At 61.7% G+C, this 18,913-nt stretch carries 16 protein-coding genes; 8 read left to right on the forward strand and 8 right to left on the reverse strand.

The features are described 5' to 3' along the window. Window positions 1–414: 414 nt before the first annotated feature. The 3 genes from E3O11_RS13385 to purU all read right to left on the reverse strand — a co-directional run bounded on the left by E3O11_RS13385 (window position 415) and on the right by purU (window position 6,230). Window positions 415–2,511 (reverse strand): BCCT family transporter, encoded by a 2,097-nt coding sequence (locus E3O11_RS13385; protein WP_373866145.1) that lies wholly within the window; start codon window positions 2,509–2,511, stop codon window positions 415–417. A 255-nt stretch (window positions 2,512–2,766) separates the two neighbouring features. Beyond that, window positions 2,767–5,259 (reverse strand): GcvT family protein, encoded by a 2,493-nt coding sequence (locus tag E3O11_RS13390; protein ID WP_092448685.1) that lies wholly within the window; start codon window positions 5,257–5,259, stop codon window positions 2,767–2,769. 56 nt (window positions 5,260–5,315) lie between these two features. Next, entirely contained in the window at window positions 5,316–6,230 is a 915-nt protein-coding gene (gene purU / locus E3O11_RS13395) for a formyltetrahydrofolate deformylase (protein WP_092448684.1), read from the reverse strand. 120 nt (window positions 6,231–6,350) lie between these two features. Here purU and E3O11_RS13400 point away from each other — a divergent pair, with 120 nt between their 5' ends. Continuing rightward, entirely contained in the window at window positions 6,351–7,046 is a 696-nt protein-coding gene (locus E3O11_RS13400) for a GntR family transcriptional regulator (protein ID WP_092448683.1), read from the forward strand. 26 nt (window positions 7,047–7,072) lie between these two features. On the opposite strand, the gene E3O11_RS13405 is transcribed toward E3O11_RS13400, so the two are convergent. Next, a complete protein-coding gene (locus E3O11_RS13405) occupies window positions 7,073–7,735 on the reverse strand; it encodes a GntR family transcriptional regulator (protein WP_092448682.1) in 663 nt (220 codons plus the stop codon). Between the two features lie 133 nt (window positions 7,736–7,868). Here E3O11_RS13405 and glyA point away from each other — a divergent pair, with 133 nt between their 5' ends. The 6 genes from glyA to E3O11_RS13435 are packed head-to-tail and all read left to right on the forward strand — an operon-like array spanning window position 7,869 to window position 15,758. After that, complete coding sequence (glyA, locus tag E3O11_RS13410) at window positions 7,869–9,197, forward strand: serine hydroxymethyltransferase (RefSeq protein WP_092448681.1); 1,329 nt, start codon at window positions 7,869–7,871, stop codon at window positions 9,195–9,197. Next, window positions 9,194–10,414, forward strand: coding sequence for a sarcosine oxidase subunit beta family protein (locus tag E3O11_RS13415; RefSeq protein ID WP_092448680.1), 1,221 nt, complete (start codon window positions 9,194–9,196; stop codon window positions 10,412–10,414). Before glyA ends, E3O11_RS13415 begins: the two co-directional genes overlap by 4 nt. Window positions 10,415–10,446: 32 nt before the next feature. Next, the gene (locus E3O11_RS13420; protein WP_092448679.1) at window positions 10,447–10,794 is read left to right on the forward strand and encodes a sarcosine oxidase subunit delta; all 348 of its coding nucleotides are present in this window, start codon (window positions 10,447–10,449) and stop codon (window positions 10,792–10,794) included. After that, complete coding sequence (locus E3O11_RS13425; protein ID WP_092448678.1) at window positions 10,791–13,739, forward strand: 2Fe-2S iron-sulfur cluster-binding protein; 2,949 nt, start codon at window positions 10,791–10,793, stop codon at window positions 13,737–13,739. Before E3O11_RS13420 ends, E3O11_RS13425 begins: the two co-directional genes overlap by 4 nt. Further along, the gene (locus E3O11_RS13430) at window positions 13,732–14,394 is read left to right on the forward strand and encodes a sarcosine oxidase subunit gamma (protein ID WP_092448677.1); all 663 of its coding nucleotides are present in this window, start codon (window positions 13,732–13,734) and stop codon (window positions 14,392–14,394) included. Before E3O11_RS13425 ends, E3O11_RS13430 begins: the two co-directional genes overlap by 8 nt. Next, window positions 14,385–15,758, forward strand: a complete 1,374-nt coding sequence (locus E3O11_RS13435) for an L-serine ammonia-lyase (protein ID WP_092448676.1) — start codon at window positions 14,385–14,387, stop codon at window positions 15,756–15,758. The genes E3O11_RS13430 and E3O11_RS13435 overlap by 10 nt, the downstream gene beginning before the upstream one ends. Before the next feature lie 952 nt (window positions 15,759–16,710). Here the strand turns inward: E3O11_RS13435 and E3O11_RS13440 are convergent. The 3 genes from E3O11_RS13440 to E3O11_RS13450 are packed head-to-tail and all read right to left on the reverse strand — an operon-like array spanning window position 16,711 to window position 17,869. After that, window positions 16,711–16,971 carry a Txe/YoeB family addiction module toxin gene (locus tag E3O11_RS13440; protein ID WP_092448674.1) on the reverse strand — a complete coding sequence of 87 codons (261 nt, stop codon included), beginning with the start codon at window positions 16,969–16,971 and terminating at the stop codon, window positions 16,711–16,713. Then, window positions 16,968–17,228 (reverse strand): type II toxin-antitoxin system Phd/YefM family antitoxin, encoded by a 261-nt coding sequence (locus tag E3O11_RS13445; RefSeq protein ID WP_092448673.1) that lies wholly within the window; start codon window positions 17,226–17,228, stop codon window positions 16,968–16,970. The genes E3O11_RS13440 and E3O11_RS13445 overlap by 4 nt, the downstream gene beginning before the upstream one ends. 17 nt (window positions 17,229–17,245) lie before the next feature. Beyond that, a complete protein-coding gene (locus E3O11_RS13450) occupies window positions 17,246–17,869 on the reverse strand; it encodes a GNAT family N-acetyltransferase (RefSeq protein ID WP_241991032.1) in 624 nt (207 codons plus the stop codon). 184 nt (window positions 17,870–18,053) lie between these two features. On the opposite strand from E3O11_RS13450, the gene E3O11_RS13455 reads away from it, so the two are divergent. Then, complete coding sequence (locus tag E3O11_RS13455) at window positions 18,054–18,419, forward strand: hypothetical protein (protein WP_134477528.1); 366 nt, start codon at window positions 18,054–18,056, stop codon at window positions 18,417–18,419. Here the strand turns inward: E3O11_RS13455 and E3O11_RS17705 are convergent. Further along, complete coding sequence (locus tag E3O11_RS17705) at window positions 18,416–18,757, reverse strand: hypothetical protein (protein WP_092448671.1); 342 nt, start codon at window positions 18,755–18,757, stop codon at window positions 18,416–18,418. The genes E3O11_RS13455 and E3O11_RS17705 overlap by 4 nt on opposite strands. Between the last annotated feature and the right edge of the window lie 156 nt (window positions 18,758–18,913).

Below are 18,913 nucleotides of genomic sequence, written 5' to 3' on the forward strand. Positions count from 1 at the left end.
TTTGCTGAGCCGTGTATGGATGCGGTATTCGCGAATGTGGTCCATTGCGCGTCGCTGTCGAAACAGTTCCGAAAATGCGGCCGGGCGCCAAGGACTATTAATCAGGGCGCGGGACGCCGCTGCCGTCAGCGAGGACCGAGGTCACTGTCAACATACGAGCCCGGGCGGTTCCCTTGGTCGTGTTGGCAATTGCAGCCGCCATCCAGTTGCAGCTGAACAGTGACTGGATTTGAGCACTCCAACTGGATATCCACGAAATCTTTCCCTTCGCTGCTAATCCGTAGCGTCTGTTGTTGGTCGCGGAGCTGGGACATGTACATACCTTTGCTATTCGTTGGGGGTGGGTGAGGCTCGGCGGCACGGGCCTGAAGAAGCCGCGTGCCGCCGAGGTGGGCTGCTACCTAAGGTGCGCCGCTATTTACCGTCCGGGCCCGGCTGCTGGGGCTCGAAGGTTGGGATGCTCCCCGTGCGAGTGCCCCCCGGGCAGTCCGAGTCGGAGCATTTCTCGGCGCAGTCGTGCTTTGTCACGAGGTCGAACTGCACGCCGCCGTGTTGTTCCACGCCGGTGCGCATTGCTCGCTCTACGACGGATGTGGCCAGGCGACGCCGCAGGAAGAGAGGATCGCGACGCAGGTCCTTGGTGAGAGCGAAGCAGAGCAACACCATGACGATGACGAACGGTAGCGCTGCCACGATGGTTATTCGTTGCAGGCCAGCCAAGGCTTCCGATGGTGCATCGCCGCCGGCCAGCAACATGACCGCCGCCACGGCACCGGTGAGGCAGCCCCAGAAGATGATCACTCCGCGGCGGGGGTGCTCGGCGCCATTGGAGCTGAGCGATCCCATCACGATTGAGGCAGCGTCGGCACCAGTGATAAAGAAGATAGCGACCAAAACCATGGCCAGCACGATAACGGCAGTAGTGGCCCAGTCAGGCATGCTCAGGTTCTTGATCAGGTCGAAGAGTGCTCCGTCGAAGTTGACGGTCGGTGTCCCGTCGACCACGGTGACCAGGCCCGGGGTGTTGGTTCTGTCGGCTTCCTGCTGAATTTGGAAGGCTGCGCCTCCGAAGACGGCAAACCAGATCACGCTGACGACGCTGGGCACCAGAAGCACTCCGGTGACGAGCTGGCGGATGGTGCGACCGCGGCTAATGCGGGCGATGAAGAGACCGACGAACGGGGTCCATGAGATCCACCAGGCCCAGTAGAAGATTGTCCAGCTGCTCATCCAGCTGCGCAGCGACTCATCGCCGACCGCTTCAGTCCGGGACGACATTTCGGCCAGGTCGCGGGCGTACTCGCCAACTGCAGAGGGGATCAAGTTAAGGATGAAGAGAGTGGGGCCCGCGACGAAGACGATCAATGCCAGGACGACGGCCAGGACCATGTTGATGTTGGAAAGCCACTTGATACCGCGGCTGATTCCAGAGACGGCTGAAGCGACGAAGCACAAGGTCAGGACAGCGACAATCGCCACGAGCACGGGGGTGCCGATCTCGCCGAACCACCCGTTGGACGTCATGCCGCTGCCAATCTGCAGGGCACCAAGGCCCAACGATGCAGCGGTTCCAAACAAGGTGGCGAAAATGGCCAGGATGTTGATGAACTTCCCGACTGGCCCTTCGACCGTCCTGACTCCGAAGAGTGACGTGAATGCGACGGAGATCAATTGCCTGCGACCCAGGCGGTACGTCCCGTAGGCAATTGGGATGCCGACAATGGCATACATGGCCCAGGGGTGCAGCGTCCAGTGGAAGATCGAGGTGGCCATGGCAGTCTGGATGGCTTCGGGGGTTCGTCCGTCCACGGTGCCGGGCGGGGGAGAGATATAGTGATAAAGGGGTTCGGCCACGCCGTAGAACATCAGCCCGATGCCCATGCCGGCGGCGAACATCATTGCGATCCAGGAGACAGTGCGGAATTCGGGCCTTTCGCCGTCCTTACCCAGCGGGATGTTGCCGAACTTACCCAGGGCCAGCCACAGGACAAAGATCACGAAGAGCGATGCCACGAGCATGAAGAGCCAGCCGGTGTACTCCATGACCCAATTGAGGGCACCCGTGGAAGTGCTGGACAAACTATCGCGTCCCACAAAGCCCCAGACAACAAAGGCAATGGCGATGGCGCCGGTGATCCCGAAGATGATTTTGTCGAGACTGAGCTTATGGTTGCGGCGATCCGCAACTGCCTGCTCGGTCTGGGCATGACGCAATTCTTCGAGGATTTGCCCGTACTCGGCGTCCGGCACGGCGCGTGCGGGGATTGTGTCTACTTCGCCGGAGACACCAATGATTGCATTACTCTTCTCCCCCCTTCGGGACTCGTCATTACGCGGAGTCTCTGCCACATCATTGTTGGCAGGTAACTCCTCGGGTGTATGGGATTTTAGGTCACTATTAAAAGGCATAAGCGTGTCCTTTGTTCGATGCGGCATAGGCCTGTGGTTACACATGGCCCTTGGGGTCAGATCGGGCAGAAGGTTGAGAGCCTCCTCCAAATCGAAAATCATAATTCGGCCTTTGACGGCTGATATTCCTAAATCACCAGTAAAGATATATCTGAGGCATCGTATTGCAGGCCTGGATGTGTGTCCAGAGATTTCTTCGCGGTCGTGCATCACGGCTGAGTGCTTCAGTCCGGACCGCCAGCAGAGCTTGCTCCCGGCTTACGGCTAAACGGGAAGTCGTGGCCCGGGTTTGCGCACACCGCGCATCGACCCTCAGAGGTGCTGGCACTCCATTTTCATAACGGCCCCGGCGGGGCGTTAGCCGCGCAACCTGGACATCGTGGGGTCGTAGAGCGGATCTGCGGTGACCGTGGCCTGAATGCGCCGGCCGAAGTACTCGATCTCAACAGAGTCCCCGACAGTGACAGCCGTCGGAAGGTACGCGTAGGCGATCGGTTTTGCGACGGTGTAGCCGTAGGCGGCGCTGGTGACGTAGCCGACCGCCTGGTCCTTGTAAAACACCGGTTCCTTGCCCAGGACGATACTCCGGCCGTCGTCGACCGTCAGGCAGCACAGGTTCCGTTCGGAGTTTTCCTCGCTACGGCCTTCCAGCGCTTTTTTTCCGACGAAGGATGCCTTGGCCATCTTCACGGCGAATCCCAGTCCGGCTTCCAGGGGGTCGTGCTCGGTCGTCATGTCCGTGCCCCAGGATCGGTAACCCTTTTCAAGACGCAGCGCACCAAAAGCTGCACGGCCTGCCGCTATGACACCGTGAGGCTGGCCGGCCTTCCAGAGCGCATCCCAGAGGCGCTGACCGTTGTCGGCACTTGTGTAGAGTTCCCAGCCCAGTTCGCCGACGTAGGACAAGCGCATGGCCGTTACGTTGACGCCGCCGATGACTACTTTCTTGGCGCGGAAGTATTTGAGACCGTCATTGCTGAAATCGTCGCTGCTGACGGTGCTGATCAGGTCCCGAGCGAGGGGCCCCCAGAGGCCAATGCAGCACGTGCCGCCCGTCGTGTCGCGCACCTGTACCCAGTCGCTGGCGCTCCCGCTTTCAGTCTGATGGCGGGCTGCCCTCTCAAAGTAGGCAGTGTCGATGTTTCCGTTGGCTCCGAGCTGGAAGGTGTCTTCGCTCAACCGGGCCACGGTGATGTCGCTTCGGATGCCGCCGGCGTCGTCCAGCAGGAGGGTGTACGTGACTGCACCGGGCTTCTTGGCCAGGTCCGCAGTGGTGAGTTCCTGCAGCAGCTTCAGAGCGCCCGGGCCGGAGACCTCGAGGCGCTTGAGCGGAGTCATGTCGTACATGGCAACTGCCGTGCGGGTCTTCCACGCTTCCGCGGCAGCAATGGGCGAGCTGAACATCCCCGACCACGCGTCGCGAGCTGGCGGCAGCCAGCTGTCCGGCATCTCCTTCAACAGCTCCGCGTTTGCTTCGAACCAGTAGGGGCGTTCCCATCCGCCGCTCTCCAGGAAGAACCCGCCCAACTGCTTGTGGCGCGCGTGGAACGGACTCACGCGGAGGTTGCGGGGGGACAGCTTGGACTGGAGTGGGTGGAGGACGTCGTAGATTTCGACGAAATTCTGCTGTGATGTTTCGCTGACGTATTCCGGGGTTAACTGGACCTCTTCAAAGCGGTGAATATCACAATCACCCAGATCGATCTCCGACCTTCCGGTGGTCAGCAGTTGGGCAACGGCGCGGGCGATACCGGCAGAGTGGGTCACCCACACGGCTTCGGCAACGAAGAAGCCGTCCAACTCCTTGGACTCGCCCACCAGGGATCCGCCGTCGGGGGTGAAGGAGAAAATGCCATTGAAGCCATCCTCTATATTGCTTTCCGAAAGCGCGGGCAGGATCCGCTTGGTGGCCTCCCAGGCCGGAAGGAAGTCATCCACGGTGAAGTCCAGCCGGGAGGGCATGTTGTGTTCGCTGATCGTGGCGGGCTCAAAGGTGCCGAGTTCGTCGAGGTCCACGGGCATTGGGCGGTGGGCGTAGGAACCGATGCCGTAGCGCTCGCCGTGCTCGCGGTAGTACAGGTCCTGGTCCTGGTGTCGCAGGATGGGTAAGGAGGCCCCGTTGGGCAGGCTGTTCTTGCCCTTCAATGCTGGTACCGGAGTGGTCGTGACGTACTGGTGGGCCAAGGGTAGAAGAGGAACGGACATGCCGATCATTTCGCCGATCTTGGCCCCCCAAAAGCCTGCGCAGGAAACCACGATGTCCGCGGGGATAACACCGTCGGACGTCTGGACACCTGTGACGCGCCGGCAGGACTGTTCAATACCCGTGACAGTGGTGTTGCCCAGGTACTGGACGCCCGCGGCTTCCGTGCGCTTGATCAGCAACTGAACGGCGCGGGCGGCGTTGGCCAGGCCGTCGCTGGGAACATGTAGTCCACCGAGGATATCTTCCTCGTTCAGGAGCGGGTAGAGCTCCATGCACTCTTCACGTGAAAGAATTTTTCCGGTAATTCCATACGATGCTGCGTATCCGAGCTTTCGCTTCAGGTCAGCGAGACGGGTCTCGGTGGTGGCGACTTCGAGGCCGCCGACCTGGTTGAAGCAGTTGACGCCGTCTTCGGTCAAGGAGAGTAGCTTCTCCACCGTGTATTTGGCGAAGAGTGCCATGGATTTCGAGGCGTTTGTCTGGAAGACGAGACCGGGGGCGTGGGACGTTGAGCCCCCGGGCATGTGCAGCGGCCCTTGGTCCAGCACAGTGATGTTGTTCCAACCTCGGGTGACGAGTTCATCGGCCAGGTTCGTTCCGACTATTCCAGCTCCGATAATGACAATGCTTGGCGTCGATGCCATGTGGTTTCTCCTCCTGATTTTTGTGTGTCAATACCTGCTGGTTGGGTGGCTTCTACTTACCGGAACACGACGGTGCTGTTCCGATCCAGAAGTACACGGTGTTCGCAGTGCCAGCGCACGGCCCGGGAGAGTGCCAGTGCTTCGGCGTCCCGTCCGACTGTTGAAAGAGCGGTCGGTCCATAGCTGTGGTCGACCCTGATGACTTCCTGTTCGATGATTGGCCCCTCATCGAGTTCCGCAGTGACGTAGTGGGCCGTGGCGCCCACCAGCTTTACGCCACGGTCGTAGGCCTGGTGGTAAGGGCGTGCGCCCTTGAATCCCGGGAGAAAGGAATGGTGGATGTTGATAGCGCGGCCTTCCAGCGAGCGGCAGAGGTCATCGGACAGAACCTGCATGTACCGGGCAAGCACGACGAGGTCGATTTTCTGCTCCTCCACCAGTTCCAGTAAGCGCCGCTCGGCGTCCAATTTGGTCGCGGGAGTCACCGGGAGGTAGATGAAGGGGACGCCGGCGGCCTCAACCATTGCCCGGTGGGTTTCATGATTGGAAACCACAAGGGCAATGTCGCCGTGGAGGCTTCCGCCCCGCCAGCGAAAGAGTAAGTCGTTCAGGCAGTGCCCGAACTTGGACACCATGACCAGGATGCGTTGCTTCGTCTCGTCATGAAAGCTAAATTTCATGTCGAAGCGGGCAGCAATCGATCGGAATTCTTCCTCGAGACCGTCCGGGGTGTAAGTAGAAGGGCCCGAGAATGCGGTGCGGAGATGCAGAGTCTCTCGGAGGCCGTCATCGAACTGCTGGTGTTCTTCAATGTTGAAGCCACGCTCGAACAGGAACGTTGTGACCGCGTGGACGATGCCTGCGCGTTCGACGCACGACAATGTGAGAACGAACTTCTTCGTCTGCTCTTGCCCAAGAACCTCCGATTGAGGCAGTGTGCTGGTAGATGAGTCTGTCGAAATTAGCGTCATGTCTCCGCCCCTATATATATTGGCAGTATTACTACTGATATATCTGATTTTGTGATCAGCGTATACTGGCGACTGAGATAGGTCAATAGCCTTCTTGCTCGATTTGAAAGGGGTCAACGAATGGCGGTTGAAGCTTGGGTGAGTGCTGGTGCTGGTGCTGGTGCTGATGCCGCACGGAGGTCGTTGGCGGATATAGCCTACGAACGCGTTCGCGATCGGCTGCTGACTCTGGACATCAAGCCTGGCGATCTACTCAGTGATGGCGAGCTCGCCAAAGACTTGGGCGTCGGGCGCACGCCGGTGCGCGAAGCCTTGAAACGGCTGGAGCTCGATCGCCTCGTTGTGTCCTACCCGCGGAGAGGAACTTTCGCGACCCGCGTGGACGTTACTGACCTTGCGTTCATTTCCGAAATCCGCACGCAGCTGGAACCCCTTGCCGCTTCCCGGGCTGCCCGCGTGGCCACGGTGTCTGCCAGGGAACAGTTGCGGGAGGTCATGCGCGCCGTCGAGGGATTCGACGCGAGCGCAGCGTCCGTCGTCGAAACGCTGCGGTTGGACGCCAGCGTGCACCGCGGCATTTATGCGGCGGCCGCCAATCCCCACCTCGAAGATGTCCTGATCCGCTACGACAATCTTGCGACACGAATCTGGTGCATGGTCCTGGATCGCCTGCCTGACCTGTCCCGGCACGTCCATGAGCATGTGGACCTGCTCCGTGCCGTTATCGACGGAGATGAGGCAGGTGCCGCCGAACTCGCGCGGATCCACGTGAGTGGCTTCGAGCAGGCGGTACGCGAAGCTCTTTTCGCCGCCTGAGGCAGGCGCCGCCCACCAGGAACCGTCTAAAGGGCGGTGCGGATGGTCTTCTCGAAGTTGGTCACGTGCTCGAGGGCCAGCCCAGCGGAAAGTTCGCCGTCACCGTCGGCGATGGCCTGGAGCAGCTTGACATGCTCGGTGATGTGCCCGACCACGGATGGGATTTTGTCGAGCACCAGACACCAGATGCGCGTTGCCAGGTTGTCGTAGCGGATCAGCACGTCTTCCAGATGCGCATTGCCGGCTGCGGCATAGATCTGCCGGTGTACTTTGATGTCAAAGCGCATCAGGTCATGCTGGTCCGAGTTGCCAGGTTCTGAACCTGCAATACTAGCGGCTAAATCTCGGAATTTTGCGCGCATTGGCGCGGTGGCGTTCTGCGCCGCACGTCGGGCCGCGAGTGGCTCCAGTAATTGGCGGATCTCCGAAATGTCTGCCAACTCGGTGAAGTCGACGCGGGTGGCAAAAGTTCCGCGGCGCGGGTACGAGACGACGAGGTGATCGCTCTCGAGTCGCTTGAGCGCCTCGCGCACGGGGGTGCGCCCAATACCGAGGCTCGCCGCCAGGGCTGAATCGTTGATGGCATCGCCCGGGCGTATCTCCAGCATGATCAGCTGGTCGCGCAGACTGCGGTAGGCATGCTCTGACAACGACAGATCTGGCTCAGCCGCTGCTGTAGCGTTCGTCATGGTTTCTCCTCGGGTCGCTTGCCCCAGAGGAAGTCCTTGACGTCGAACTGGCCGCACTATATTGTTGCACTTAATCTAATATATCAATTGGCTAATAGTTACGTATTAGCGGCGATTTGCAAGGAGCTAACCCATGGCCGATGTGCTCACCGGTACTCTGTCCAGCGTAGATGCCGAGGTCGGCGAGGCCATCACTCGAGAGCTGGCTCGTCAGCAATCGACACTGGAAATGATCGCCTCTGAAAATTTCGCCCCCGCAGCCGTCATGGAAGCACAGGGCTCGGTACTGACCAACAAGTACGCGGAGGGTTACCCGGGCAAGCGCTATTACGGTGGCTGCGAGCACATTGACGTGATTGAACAGCTGGCGATCGACCGAGTGAAGGCACTCTTTGGTGCCGAGGCCGCCAACGTGCAGCCACACTCGGGCGCGCAAGCGAACGCCGCCGCCATGGCGGCGCTCCTAAACCCCGGCGACACCATCCTGGGATTGGACCTGTCCCACGGCGGGCACCTGACGCACGGCATGCGGCTGAATTTCTCCGGCAAGTTGTACAACGCCATTGCGTACCACGTGCGCGAATCAGACATGACCGTGGATATGGTCGAACTGGAAGCGCTGACATTGGAACACCAACCCAAACTGATCGTGGCCGGGTGGTCCGCATACACCCGACAGCTCGATTTTGCGGAGTTCCGCCGCATCGCAGACCTCGCCGGCGCATATCTGATGGTGGATATGGCGCACTTCGCCGGGCTGGTAGCTGCTGGTCTGCACTCGAACCCGGTTCCGTACGCCGACGTCGTCACCACGACGACACACAAGACCCTGGGTGGCCCTCGGGGCGGGGTGATCCTCAGCCGTGAGTCCCTGGCACGAAAGATCAACAGCGCGGTGTTTCCCGGTCAGCAGGGCGGCCCGTTGGAACACGTCATCGCCGCGAAGGCGGTCGCCTTCAAAATTGCCGCCACGCAAGCTTTCCGCGAGCGCCAAGAACGCACCCTCGAGGGTGCCAAAATCCTCGCCGAACGTCTGCTCGCCTCGGATGTCGCGGAATACGGAATCTCCGTGGTGGGCGGCGGCACGGACGTGCACCTCGTGTTGGTCGACCTGCGCAACTCCGCCCTTGACGGCCAGCAAGGCGAGGATCGGCTGCACCGCATCGGCATTACCGTGAACCGTAACGCCGTTCCGTTCGACCCGAGGCCGCCCATGATTTCCTCCGGGCTGCGGATCGGCACACCGGCACTGGCCACCCGCGGATTTGGCCGTGCCGAATTCACCGAGGTCGCTGACATTATCGCGGCCGCCATTTCGGGTGACCTGAGTGAGGATTCCGCGATCCTGTTGCGCGAGCGGGTTCGGAAGCTGACAGAGAAATTTCCGCTGTATCCGCAGCTGTCCGCGCCGGTATCGTCCGAAGAACCAATCGTGGCCGTGCTGAGCGGAGTCGCTCAGTGAGTACCCAACAGCTGAAGGAGCACCCGGAGTTCCTGTGGCACAACCCCGATCCCAAGAAGTCGTACGACGCCGTGATCATCGGTGGCGGCGGTCACGGGTTGGCGACGGCGTATTACCTGGCGAAGAATCACGGGATGACGAACATCGCGATCCTGGAGAAGGGCTGGCTGGCTGGCGGGAATATGGCCCGCAATACCACCATCATCCGCTCTAACTACCTGTGGGATGAGAGCGCGGCGATCTACGAGCAATCGCTCAAACTCTGGGAGATCCTGCCGGAAGAGCTCGAATACGACTTTCTCTTCAGCCAGCGTGGCGTCATGAACCTCGCCCATACTCTTGGGGACGTTCGTGAAAGCATCCGTCGGGTCGGCGCCAACCAACTCAACGGGGTCGACGCCGAATGGCTCGACCCGAAGCAGGTGAAGGAACTCTGCCCGATCCTGAACATCAGCGACAACATCCGTTACCCGGTCATGGGTGCCACCTACCAACCCCGGGCCGGCATCGCCAAGCATGATCACGTGGCGTGGGCGTTTGCCCGCAAATGCGACGAGCTGGGGGTCGACATCATCCAGAACTGTGAGGTCACCGGCTTCATCAAAGACGGCGAGCGGGTCACCGGCGTGGAAACCAGCCGTGGCACCATCAGCACCGGCAAAGTGGGACTGTGCGCGGCCGGACACAGTTCGTTGCTCGCCGAAATGGCCGGGTTTCGGCTGCCGATCCAGTCCCACCCGCTGCAGGCGTTGGTGTCCGAGCTGCACGAACCCGTTCACCCGACGGTGGTGATGTCGAATCAGGTACACGTGTATGTCTCCCAGGCCCACAAGGGCGAACTGGTGATGGGGGCCGGAGTCGACTCGTACAACGGCTATGGCCAGCGTGGATCCTTCCACGTCATCGAAGAGCAGATGGCCGCCGCCGTCGAGCTGTTTCCGATCTTCGCCCGGGCCCATGTGCTGCGCACCTGGGGCGGCATCGTCGACACCACAATGGATGCCTCGCCCATCATCGGGACCACACCGGTTGAGAATATGTACGTTAATTGCGGGTGGGGAACCGGCGGCTTCAAGGGAACGCCGGCAGCGGGCCTGACCTTCGCCCACACCATCGCCACCGGGGCCCCGCACGCCCTGAACAAGCCGTTCTCTCTGGAACGTTTCGAAACCGGCGCCCTGATCGACGAGCACGGCGCCGCCGCCGTGGCTCACTAGAAATCGACCTCTCAGAACGTAAGGAGCACGCCATGCTGCTGTTTCCATGCCCCAACTGCGGGCCGCGCAACGAAACCGAATTTCACTATGGGGGACAAGCCCACGTGGCCTACCCCGAGCATCCGGCAGAACTCACCGACCGGGAGTGGGCGGAGTACCTCTTCTACCGCCAGAACACGAAAGGGCTCTTTGCGGAGCGATGGGTGCACAGTGCGGGATGCCGAAAGTGGTTCAATATGCTCCGGGACACCGTGAGCTATGACATCACGGCCGTCTATCGCATTGGCCAGGAGCCGCCAGCCCTGCGGACGTCGCAACCCACGACCGGTATGGGCATGAGTACTACCCGCCAAGGAACACCGGAAGGAGTCCAGCTATGACCGGTCAGCACACTCAATCCAATCGGCTCAGCCATGGCGGACGCATTGACCGCGGTACGGTTTTCAACTTCATCGTGGACGGCGTCGGGTACGCCGGCCATCCTGGCGATACTCTGGCCTCCGCGCTGCTCGCCGCAGGCCGCGTGTCGGTTGGCAATTCTCTGTATGGGAACCGACCGCGCGGCATCATGTCTGCTGGCGTGGAGGAGCCCAATGCGCTGGTCAAGGTGGCGGGACGATTCCCCGGCCACGTCGCCGAATCTATGCTCCCAGCCACGACCGTGGAGCTGGTTGACGGTCTTGAGGCTGAATTCCTGTCCGGCTTGGGTCAGCTTGACCCGAGCGATGACGAAGCGGTTTACGACAAGAAGTATGTTCACACCGACGTTCTTGTGGTCGGCGGCGGTCCAGCCGGGCTGGCAGCGGCACGGGAGGCGGCCCGCACTGGCGCCCGCATAATCCTCATCGACGACCAGCCCGAGCTGGGCGGAACACTGCTTTCTGGCCGTGATGAGCAGGTAGCCGGCGTCGATGCCCTCGAGTGGGTCGCCGACATCAGAGCCGAACTTGCCAGCATCCCCGAGTGCACGATCCTGTGCCGCACGACGGTGTTCGGCTCCTACGACAGCAACTTCCTCATCGCCGTCGAGAACCGTACCGACCATCTGCAGACGGCCCCGGCCGACGGCGTCTCGCACCTCCGCATCTGGCACATCCGTGCGAACCAGGTGGTGCTGGCGACCGGCGCGCACGAACGACCGATCGTCTTCGAAAACAACGACCGCCCCGGCATCATGCTGGCGTCTGCTGCCCGCACGTACCTCAACCGGTACGGTGTGGCAGCGGGCTCCCGCGTCGTGATCGGGACCACAAACGACAGCGCATACCTGCTCGCGTCCGACCTGTGTGCGGTGGGTATAGAGGTGGCAGCGGTAGTCGACGCTCGGCCAGCGCCGTCGGCGCTCGCAGCGCTCGTGGCGGCCAAAACGGGCGTACGCGTTCTCTACGGCAGTGCTGTGGTTGACACCGTGGGTGAGCAGCGCCTGGCGCGGGTCTCGGTCGCCCGGATCGACGACGACGGTGCGCCGGTGGGTGGCATTGAGGAATTCAAGGCTGACCTCCTGGCAGTCTCCGGCGGTTGGAGCCCCGTGGTACACCTGCACAGTCAGGCCCAGGGCAAGGTGCGTTGGGACCAGGATCTCGTCGGATTCGTACCGTCGACGGTGGTTCGCGACCAGCAGGTCGTCGGTGCAGCGCGGGGGAGCTATGCACTGGCCGACTGTATCGCCGAGGGTGTATCCGCGGGAGCGATTGCCGCTGTCAACGCCGGATTCTCCACGGGAGCGGCCGTAGCTGCTGCCATCGCCACGTTGGCCCGTCCCGCTCGTCCGGCGCAGCCCGTCGCGCCGACCCGTGCCCTCTGGCTGGTCGGCGGAACCAAAGGGACGACGTCAGACTGGAACCATCACTTCGTCGATTTTCAACGCGACCAAAGCGTGGCCGATGTCTGGCGGTCTACGGGGGCGGGGCTCCGCAGCGTGGAGCACATCAAGCGCTATACCTCTATCAGCACCGCCAATGACCAGGGAAAGACCTCTGGTGTGAACGCGATCGGCGTCATTGCTGCTGCTTTTCGCCGACAGGGCACCGCCGTTGACGCCGACATCGGCTCGATCGGCACCACGACGTACCGTGCTCCGTTCACGCCGGTGTCGTTCGTGGCCTTGGCCGGTCGAAAGCGCGGGGACCTGTTTGACGCCGCTCGCCGGACGTCCATCCACACCTGGCATGAACAGCGCGGTGCGCTGTTCGAGGACGTCGGCCAGTGGAAACGTCCGTGGTACTACCCGCTTGCGGGCGAGGACATGGACGCTGCCGTGCTGCGCGAATGCGCGGCTGTGCGCGACTCTGTGGGCTACATGGATGCCACGACTCTGGGCAAGATTGAAATCCGCGGCACCGGAGCCGGGGAGTTTCTCAACCGCATTTACACCAATGCCTTCAAGAAGCTCGCGCCCGGCTCGGCCCGTTACGGCGTCATGTGCACCCCCGACGGCATGATCTTCGACGACGGCGTGACGCTTCGACTGGATGACGACCGCTACTTCATGACCACCACAACCGGCGGTGCAGCGAAGGTGCTGGACTGGCTCGAGGAATGGCTGCAGACCGAGTGGCCGGAGCTGGACGTGAGCTGCACGTCAGTGACGGAGCAATGGACCACGATCGCCGTCGTCGGGCCGAAGTCCCGTGCGGTGCTCGGCAAGCTGGCGCCGGGGCTTGATCTGTCTACCGAGGCCTTCCCTTTTATGACGTTCCGCGAAACGGTGCTCGCCTCCGGCGTTGCTGCTCGAATCTGCCGAATCTCCTTCTCCGGTGAGCTGGCTTACGAGATCAACGTTCCGGCCTGGTACGGGCTGCAGACTTGGGAAGACGTGACCGAGGCCGGCGCAGAGTTCAAGATCACCCCATACGGTACGGAAACCATGCACGTGTTGCGCGCAGAAAAGGGATACCCGATCGTCGGCCAGGACACCGACGGTACCGTCACCCCGCAGGATGCGGGCATGGAGTGGGTGGTGTCCAAGGTCAAGGACTTCATCGGCAAACGCTCATACGAGCGTGCCGGTGTGCGCTCGGAGGGCCGGAAACACCTGGTGAGCGTAATGCCCACGGATGGGACGATCCGGTTGCCGGAAGGTACCCAACTCATCGACCACGGTGTGCCCATCACCCCCGCAGTCGGACCCGTTCCGATGCAGGGTTTTGTGACGTCGAGTTATCATAGTGCTGCCCTGGGCCGGTCCTTCGGGCTCGCGCTGATCACGAACGGTCGAGACCGGATCGGGGAACACCTGGTGGCCGTCTTCGGAACAGAGCGCGTGGACGTCGTCGTTGGGGAAACAGTACTTTTTGATGCCGAAGGGAAGCGCCGAGATGGTTAACACGACTGAAAGCACGGATGCTCAAATAACGGATGTCCAACAAACGCACCTGACGGCGCGTCGCCACAGTCCCGCGGAACATCTTTGGGCGGAATTCGCGAAAACCGCGTCGGCCGAGGCTCGGGTCTCCCTCCGGGAGATCCCGTTCCAAGTCATGGTGGGCATCCGTGTCGACCCGCTCTCCGAGGGGGGTCGCCGCATCGGCGCCGTCACCGGAGGGCTGCCGACCGCGTGTGGGCAGGTGACCACAGGGGTCGCCGGAATGGCCGTGCTGTGGCTGGGGCCGGACGAGTTTCTGCTGGTTGCCGAGGAGGAGGCACTTGACGGCACACTCGCTGCCGAGCTAGTGGCGGCCCTCGGCGATGGAGCCGGACAAACCGTCGATCTCTCCAGCAACCGCACGACGTTCGAACTGGCCGGACCCTCCGCCCGGGCAGTGTTGGAGAAGAGCTGCGCGGCCGACTTGCATCCCCGCGCCTTCTCGACCGGCGTGGCAATCGCCACCGTGATCGGCAACGTTCCGGTCGTCCTGTGGAAAACTGACAACGAAACGTTCCGCGTATTCCCTCGGGCATCATTTGCCGATTACCTGGGCCGCTGGCTCCTGGACGGTATGCGCGAGTTCACGGTAGCGGAGAGCACGACATGGCATTGAGCGTGTTGGACCTTTTCTCCGTGGGCATCGGGCCCTCGTCCTCCCACACGGTGGGTCCGATGCGCGCGGCGAAACGCTTCGCCGAGGGTCTGGCTCGGGACGGTCTGCTCGACGGAATCGTGCGGGTTCAGGCGGAGCTGTTCGGCTCGCTGGGCGCGACCGGCCGTGGCCATGGCTCGGACAAGGCTGTGGTTCTCGGGCTCCAGGGCCTGGACCCGGAAACCGTGGACACGGCAACGGCCGACGACCAGGTGGCGGCGGCCGCACTCGACGCACGGTTGATGCTGGCCGGTCGGCACGGCATTGACTTCAACTTCACCGAGGACGTGCTCCTACATCGGCGCAAATCATTGCCCGCACACCCGAACGGCATGATCTTTCGGGTCATGAGCCACGATGGTGGCGTGGTGCGGGAGCGCACCTACTACTCCGTCGGTGGAGGCTTCGTCGTGGATGAGGATGCCGTGGGTGCGGATCGTGTGGTTGTGGATGAAACTGTCCTGCCGCATCCGTTTACGACGGCCGATGAACTGCTGGCAATCTGCGCCCGGGAGGGACTCGGCATCTCCGACGTGATGCTGGCCAACGAGCGCACCTGGCACACGGAGATCGAGCTACGCACGAAGCTGCTGAACATTTGGTCCGTCATGCAGACGTGCGTGGCCAACGGATGTGCTGCCGACGGTATTCTGCCTGGTGGCCTGCAGGTCACGCGCCGGGCACCGGGGCTGTTCCGCGCGCTGCAGGCGCCGGAGGACACCACCGACCCCCTGCGGGCGATGGAATGGGTGAATCTCTTTGCGCTGGCCGTCAACGAGGAAAATGCGGCCGGTGGGCGGATCGTCACGGCGCCCACCAACGGGGCGGCCGGGATCATCCCAGCCGTGCTGCACTACTACGTGAAGTTCGTCCCGGGGGCCGACGACGACGGTGTCGTGCGTTTCCTGCTGACGGCCGCGGCGATTGGAATCCTGTTCAAGCTGAATGCGTCCATCTCAGGCGCGGAAGTCGGGTGCCAGGGCGAAGTCGGCGCGGCCTGTTCCATGGCCGCCGGCGCCCTTTGCGAAGCGCTGGGAGGAACTCCCATCCAGGCGGAGAACGCTGCGGAAATCGGAATCGAACACAATTTGGGCCTGACCTGCGATCCCGTGGGCGGGCTCGTGCAGATCCCGTGCATCGAGCGCAACGCTATTGCCAGCGTGAAAGCCATCAACGCTGCCCGCCTCGCCCTCCACGGAGACGGCAGCCACAAGGTGTCACTCGACAAAGCGATCAAGACCATGCGGGACACCGGTGCCGACATGATGACCAAGTACAAGGAGACGTCTCGAGGTGGCCTCGCGGTGAACGTGATCGAATGCTGAAGGAGCATCCTCTCCGCCCGGTGCCGATCCCGACGATGACGGGCACCGTGCCGGTATGTTGCACAGTGATTTGAGCGACGCGATGGCGCTCGTCTCGATCGAGGTGCATGTACCAGTGCGGTGATCGAGTCGGCTCCGGCGAGGATGCGGTCAGGGCTGGCCCTGATTAGCTGTCGGCTGTCGGCTGTCGGCTGTCGGCTGTCGGCTGTCCGCTGTCGGCTGTCGGCTGTCGGCTGTCGGCTGTCCGCTGCCGACTGTCGGCCAGGAGGCGAAGGCCATCCCTGTCTGTTTCATACTCGGATGGGCCGTCTCGCGTCATGCCGTCGAGGATAGCGTTCGGTCAACCGTCGAGGCCACGGCGGTGACACTCGACGGCGCCCGGGCGAATAGTGCGCTCGCCACGGATGAGCGCGAGCCTGTGTCGGGAGCGCGGGCCAGCATCCGCTCTGAAATTGCACGCGCGAAATTTCGCGCCATTGACCACGCACGCCGTCGAAGCGATAGTGGGTCATGGCCACCGCGCTGAGATCGCCCTCGTCCAAAGACTTCCGCGCGTGCCTGGCGGAAATCCCGCGAACCGTTTCAACGGGATCGGGACCGGTTGAGTTCGCCGAGCGGGGCAGGGGCGAGCCGATTCTCGCCATCTACGGCACCCTCGGCGGGTGGGATCAAGGGCTCGTGGCGGTCGAGTACCTGCTCGTGAACGGGTTCCGAATCATCGCTCCAAGCATGCCTGGGTACCTAGGAACACCGCTTGCGACGGGGCAGACCTTTGCGCTGCCGGGCGGCGGCATGGCAGCGCTACTCGATGCGCTCGAGATCGACCGCATCATCGTGTTGTCGGGCCAGGCAACTCAGCAACGGGAGAACCGAACCCAGAGACCGCCAGCAGTCATTCCGATGGTCGAGCCGTGTCACAGGGAGACCTCTTGCAGGACACGTAGACCTCGGGTCAGTAGCGGTCGCGAGCTTGCAGGATGATGATGTGGTCATCCGTGACGTAGTAGACCAGCCGATTCGTGTCGTCGATGCGGCGGGACCACTCGCCGGCAAGGAGGTGCTTGAGGGGCTCAGGTTTGCCTCTCCCCGCGAACGGATCGCTCAACGCGTCGCTGACTAGCTGGTTGATGCGCCTCAGAGTCTTGCGGTCCTGGGTTTGCCAGTAGATGTAGTCGTCCCACCCATTCGGGTCGAAGGCGACAGTCCGACTCACTCGGTTGTCAGGTCGTGCTGCTTGAACTCTCCGCGTCGCACCCGCTCGATCGCCGTGAGCAGCCGCTCGGCCTTCGCAGGGTTCCGAAGCAGGTAGGCAGTTTCGGTTATCGCGTCGTAGTCGTCTTTCGACATGATCACCGAGTTTCCGTGCCGGGAGGCGACCTCGACAACGGTGTGGTCATCGTTGACCTGCTGGATGAGCCTTGAAAAAAGCTGCGTGCTCGAAGCACTCCTCGACCTGCCACACCAGCGGATCGCTCGTCGGGGTGACGTTAAACGAACAGCATCCCGGTTCGGCGCGGGTCAGGGCAAGGTGCCGTGGGTAGGTGATCCCGGACAGTGTTCGCCTCTTCCTGAGTGTGGCAGACAAGCTGCCCGCTCAGGCACACCGCGCTGTCGAGGAGCTTCTTTTTCATCTTGTAATTGGTCAGCGACACGCCGCCCATCACCGAGTGCTGTTCTACCTCGACGGTGAAGCCGTGGCGCTCGAAGAAGGGGCGGGCTGTGATGCTGACGTCGGCTATCAGTTCTGTCAGCTGCGCCTGACGCGCGTGGACCTCAACGCGTCCGATCAGTTGTCGTGCTACCCCTTGTCGCTGGTATCGAGGGGCAACGAACAGCATGTCGATATACCCAGCAGGGTTCACATCGGAGAAGCCTGCTGGTGCACCATCCACGGTGGCCACGTAACTGTTCCGCTCCTGCATCGACGCATGCCAGGTGGGCAGATCTCGCGCTTCTGGCCGAGCCCACGCCTGAATCTGCTCCGGCGAGTAGTCGGTGGCAGCGGTCTCGGTCACCGCAGCAAGGATTATTGCCAATGTGTTTGCGGCATCCGCTTGACCGTAGGGGCGGATGAAAACGGCTTGCGCATCGGTGCCCTGGTTCAATTCCACAGAACTAGCATCTCATCGTGACTGGCCCGACCGCGCGGCACACACTGTGTCCCGGTAGCCGAACCTGGACCGGGACACAAGTAGTGGCTGTTGCTCAACCGATACTCTGAGGCTCATGCTTCAAGGAGTCTTTGTCGACGCCAATGTCTTGCTGAGTTGAACGACGCGTAACTGGCTCTTCCTCATGCTCAACAAGACGCAGCAGTTGTTCCAGCTCCACGCAACGATTGACGTCGTCATCAAAATAGTTCGTGCTCGACGGGGCGTGAAGCCTGAACTCGACGGAAACATCACCCGTCGTCTCGACGATGACGTCGTCGAGAACCTTGACGAGATTATCGCCGACTTTGACGGGTCCATCGCATTCCACGGCTCTGATGCCCACGACCGACACGTCCATGCCGCCGCAACTGCAGCGGCCTCCAATTTCTTGCTCACCAGTAACGGCAGCGACCGGCCGAATTGTGTGCTTTCTTTGCCCGGTACAAGACTTACTGCCTCACACGGGCTTCTGACGTTCGCGTGCGGTGTGACACTGATCAAGCTCTAGTCCCAGGGGATGAACTTGCCTTTAGCTAGTCTGTAGCCTCGCGAACCTGGGTCCGACAGGTCCCACGCTGCTTCCTGGAGCAAGACCGAAAACAGACGGAAGGCCCTTACTCGAAGTGAGACCGGAGCCGGATCGTCTACCGCGGATGAAAGGAGCTCACTGTAGAGCGATGAGAACTCACTAGCGGAAATCAAGACCGGCGATTGTTCACTGGCGTCCGGCGCTGAAACCGACACGACAGTGAGCGAACGATTGGCGCTAAAGATGGGCGGAGTGAACTCGTCGAGGTAATAGAAAAGTTCATCAAGGAGTTTAGCGCTCGAGACCGAAGTAGGCATGATCTCTAATTCTAAGCTCAAGAAATGTATGGGGTCACGACGACCCGGTCGCTTGTGCGTACTGACACTCGGTTCTGATAAGCCTTCTGAAGGGTCCCGTTGCTCCAAATCTGAACCGGCGCTTGGAACAGGTAAGTGGCGTTGGACTTTTAATAC

Source organism: Cryobacterium levicorallinum, assembly GCF_004402405.1.
Classification (GTDB): Bacteria; Actinomycetota; Actinomycetes; order Actinomycetales; family Microbacteriaceae; genus Cryobacterium; species Cryobacterium levicorallinum.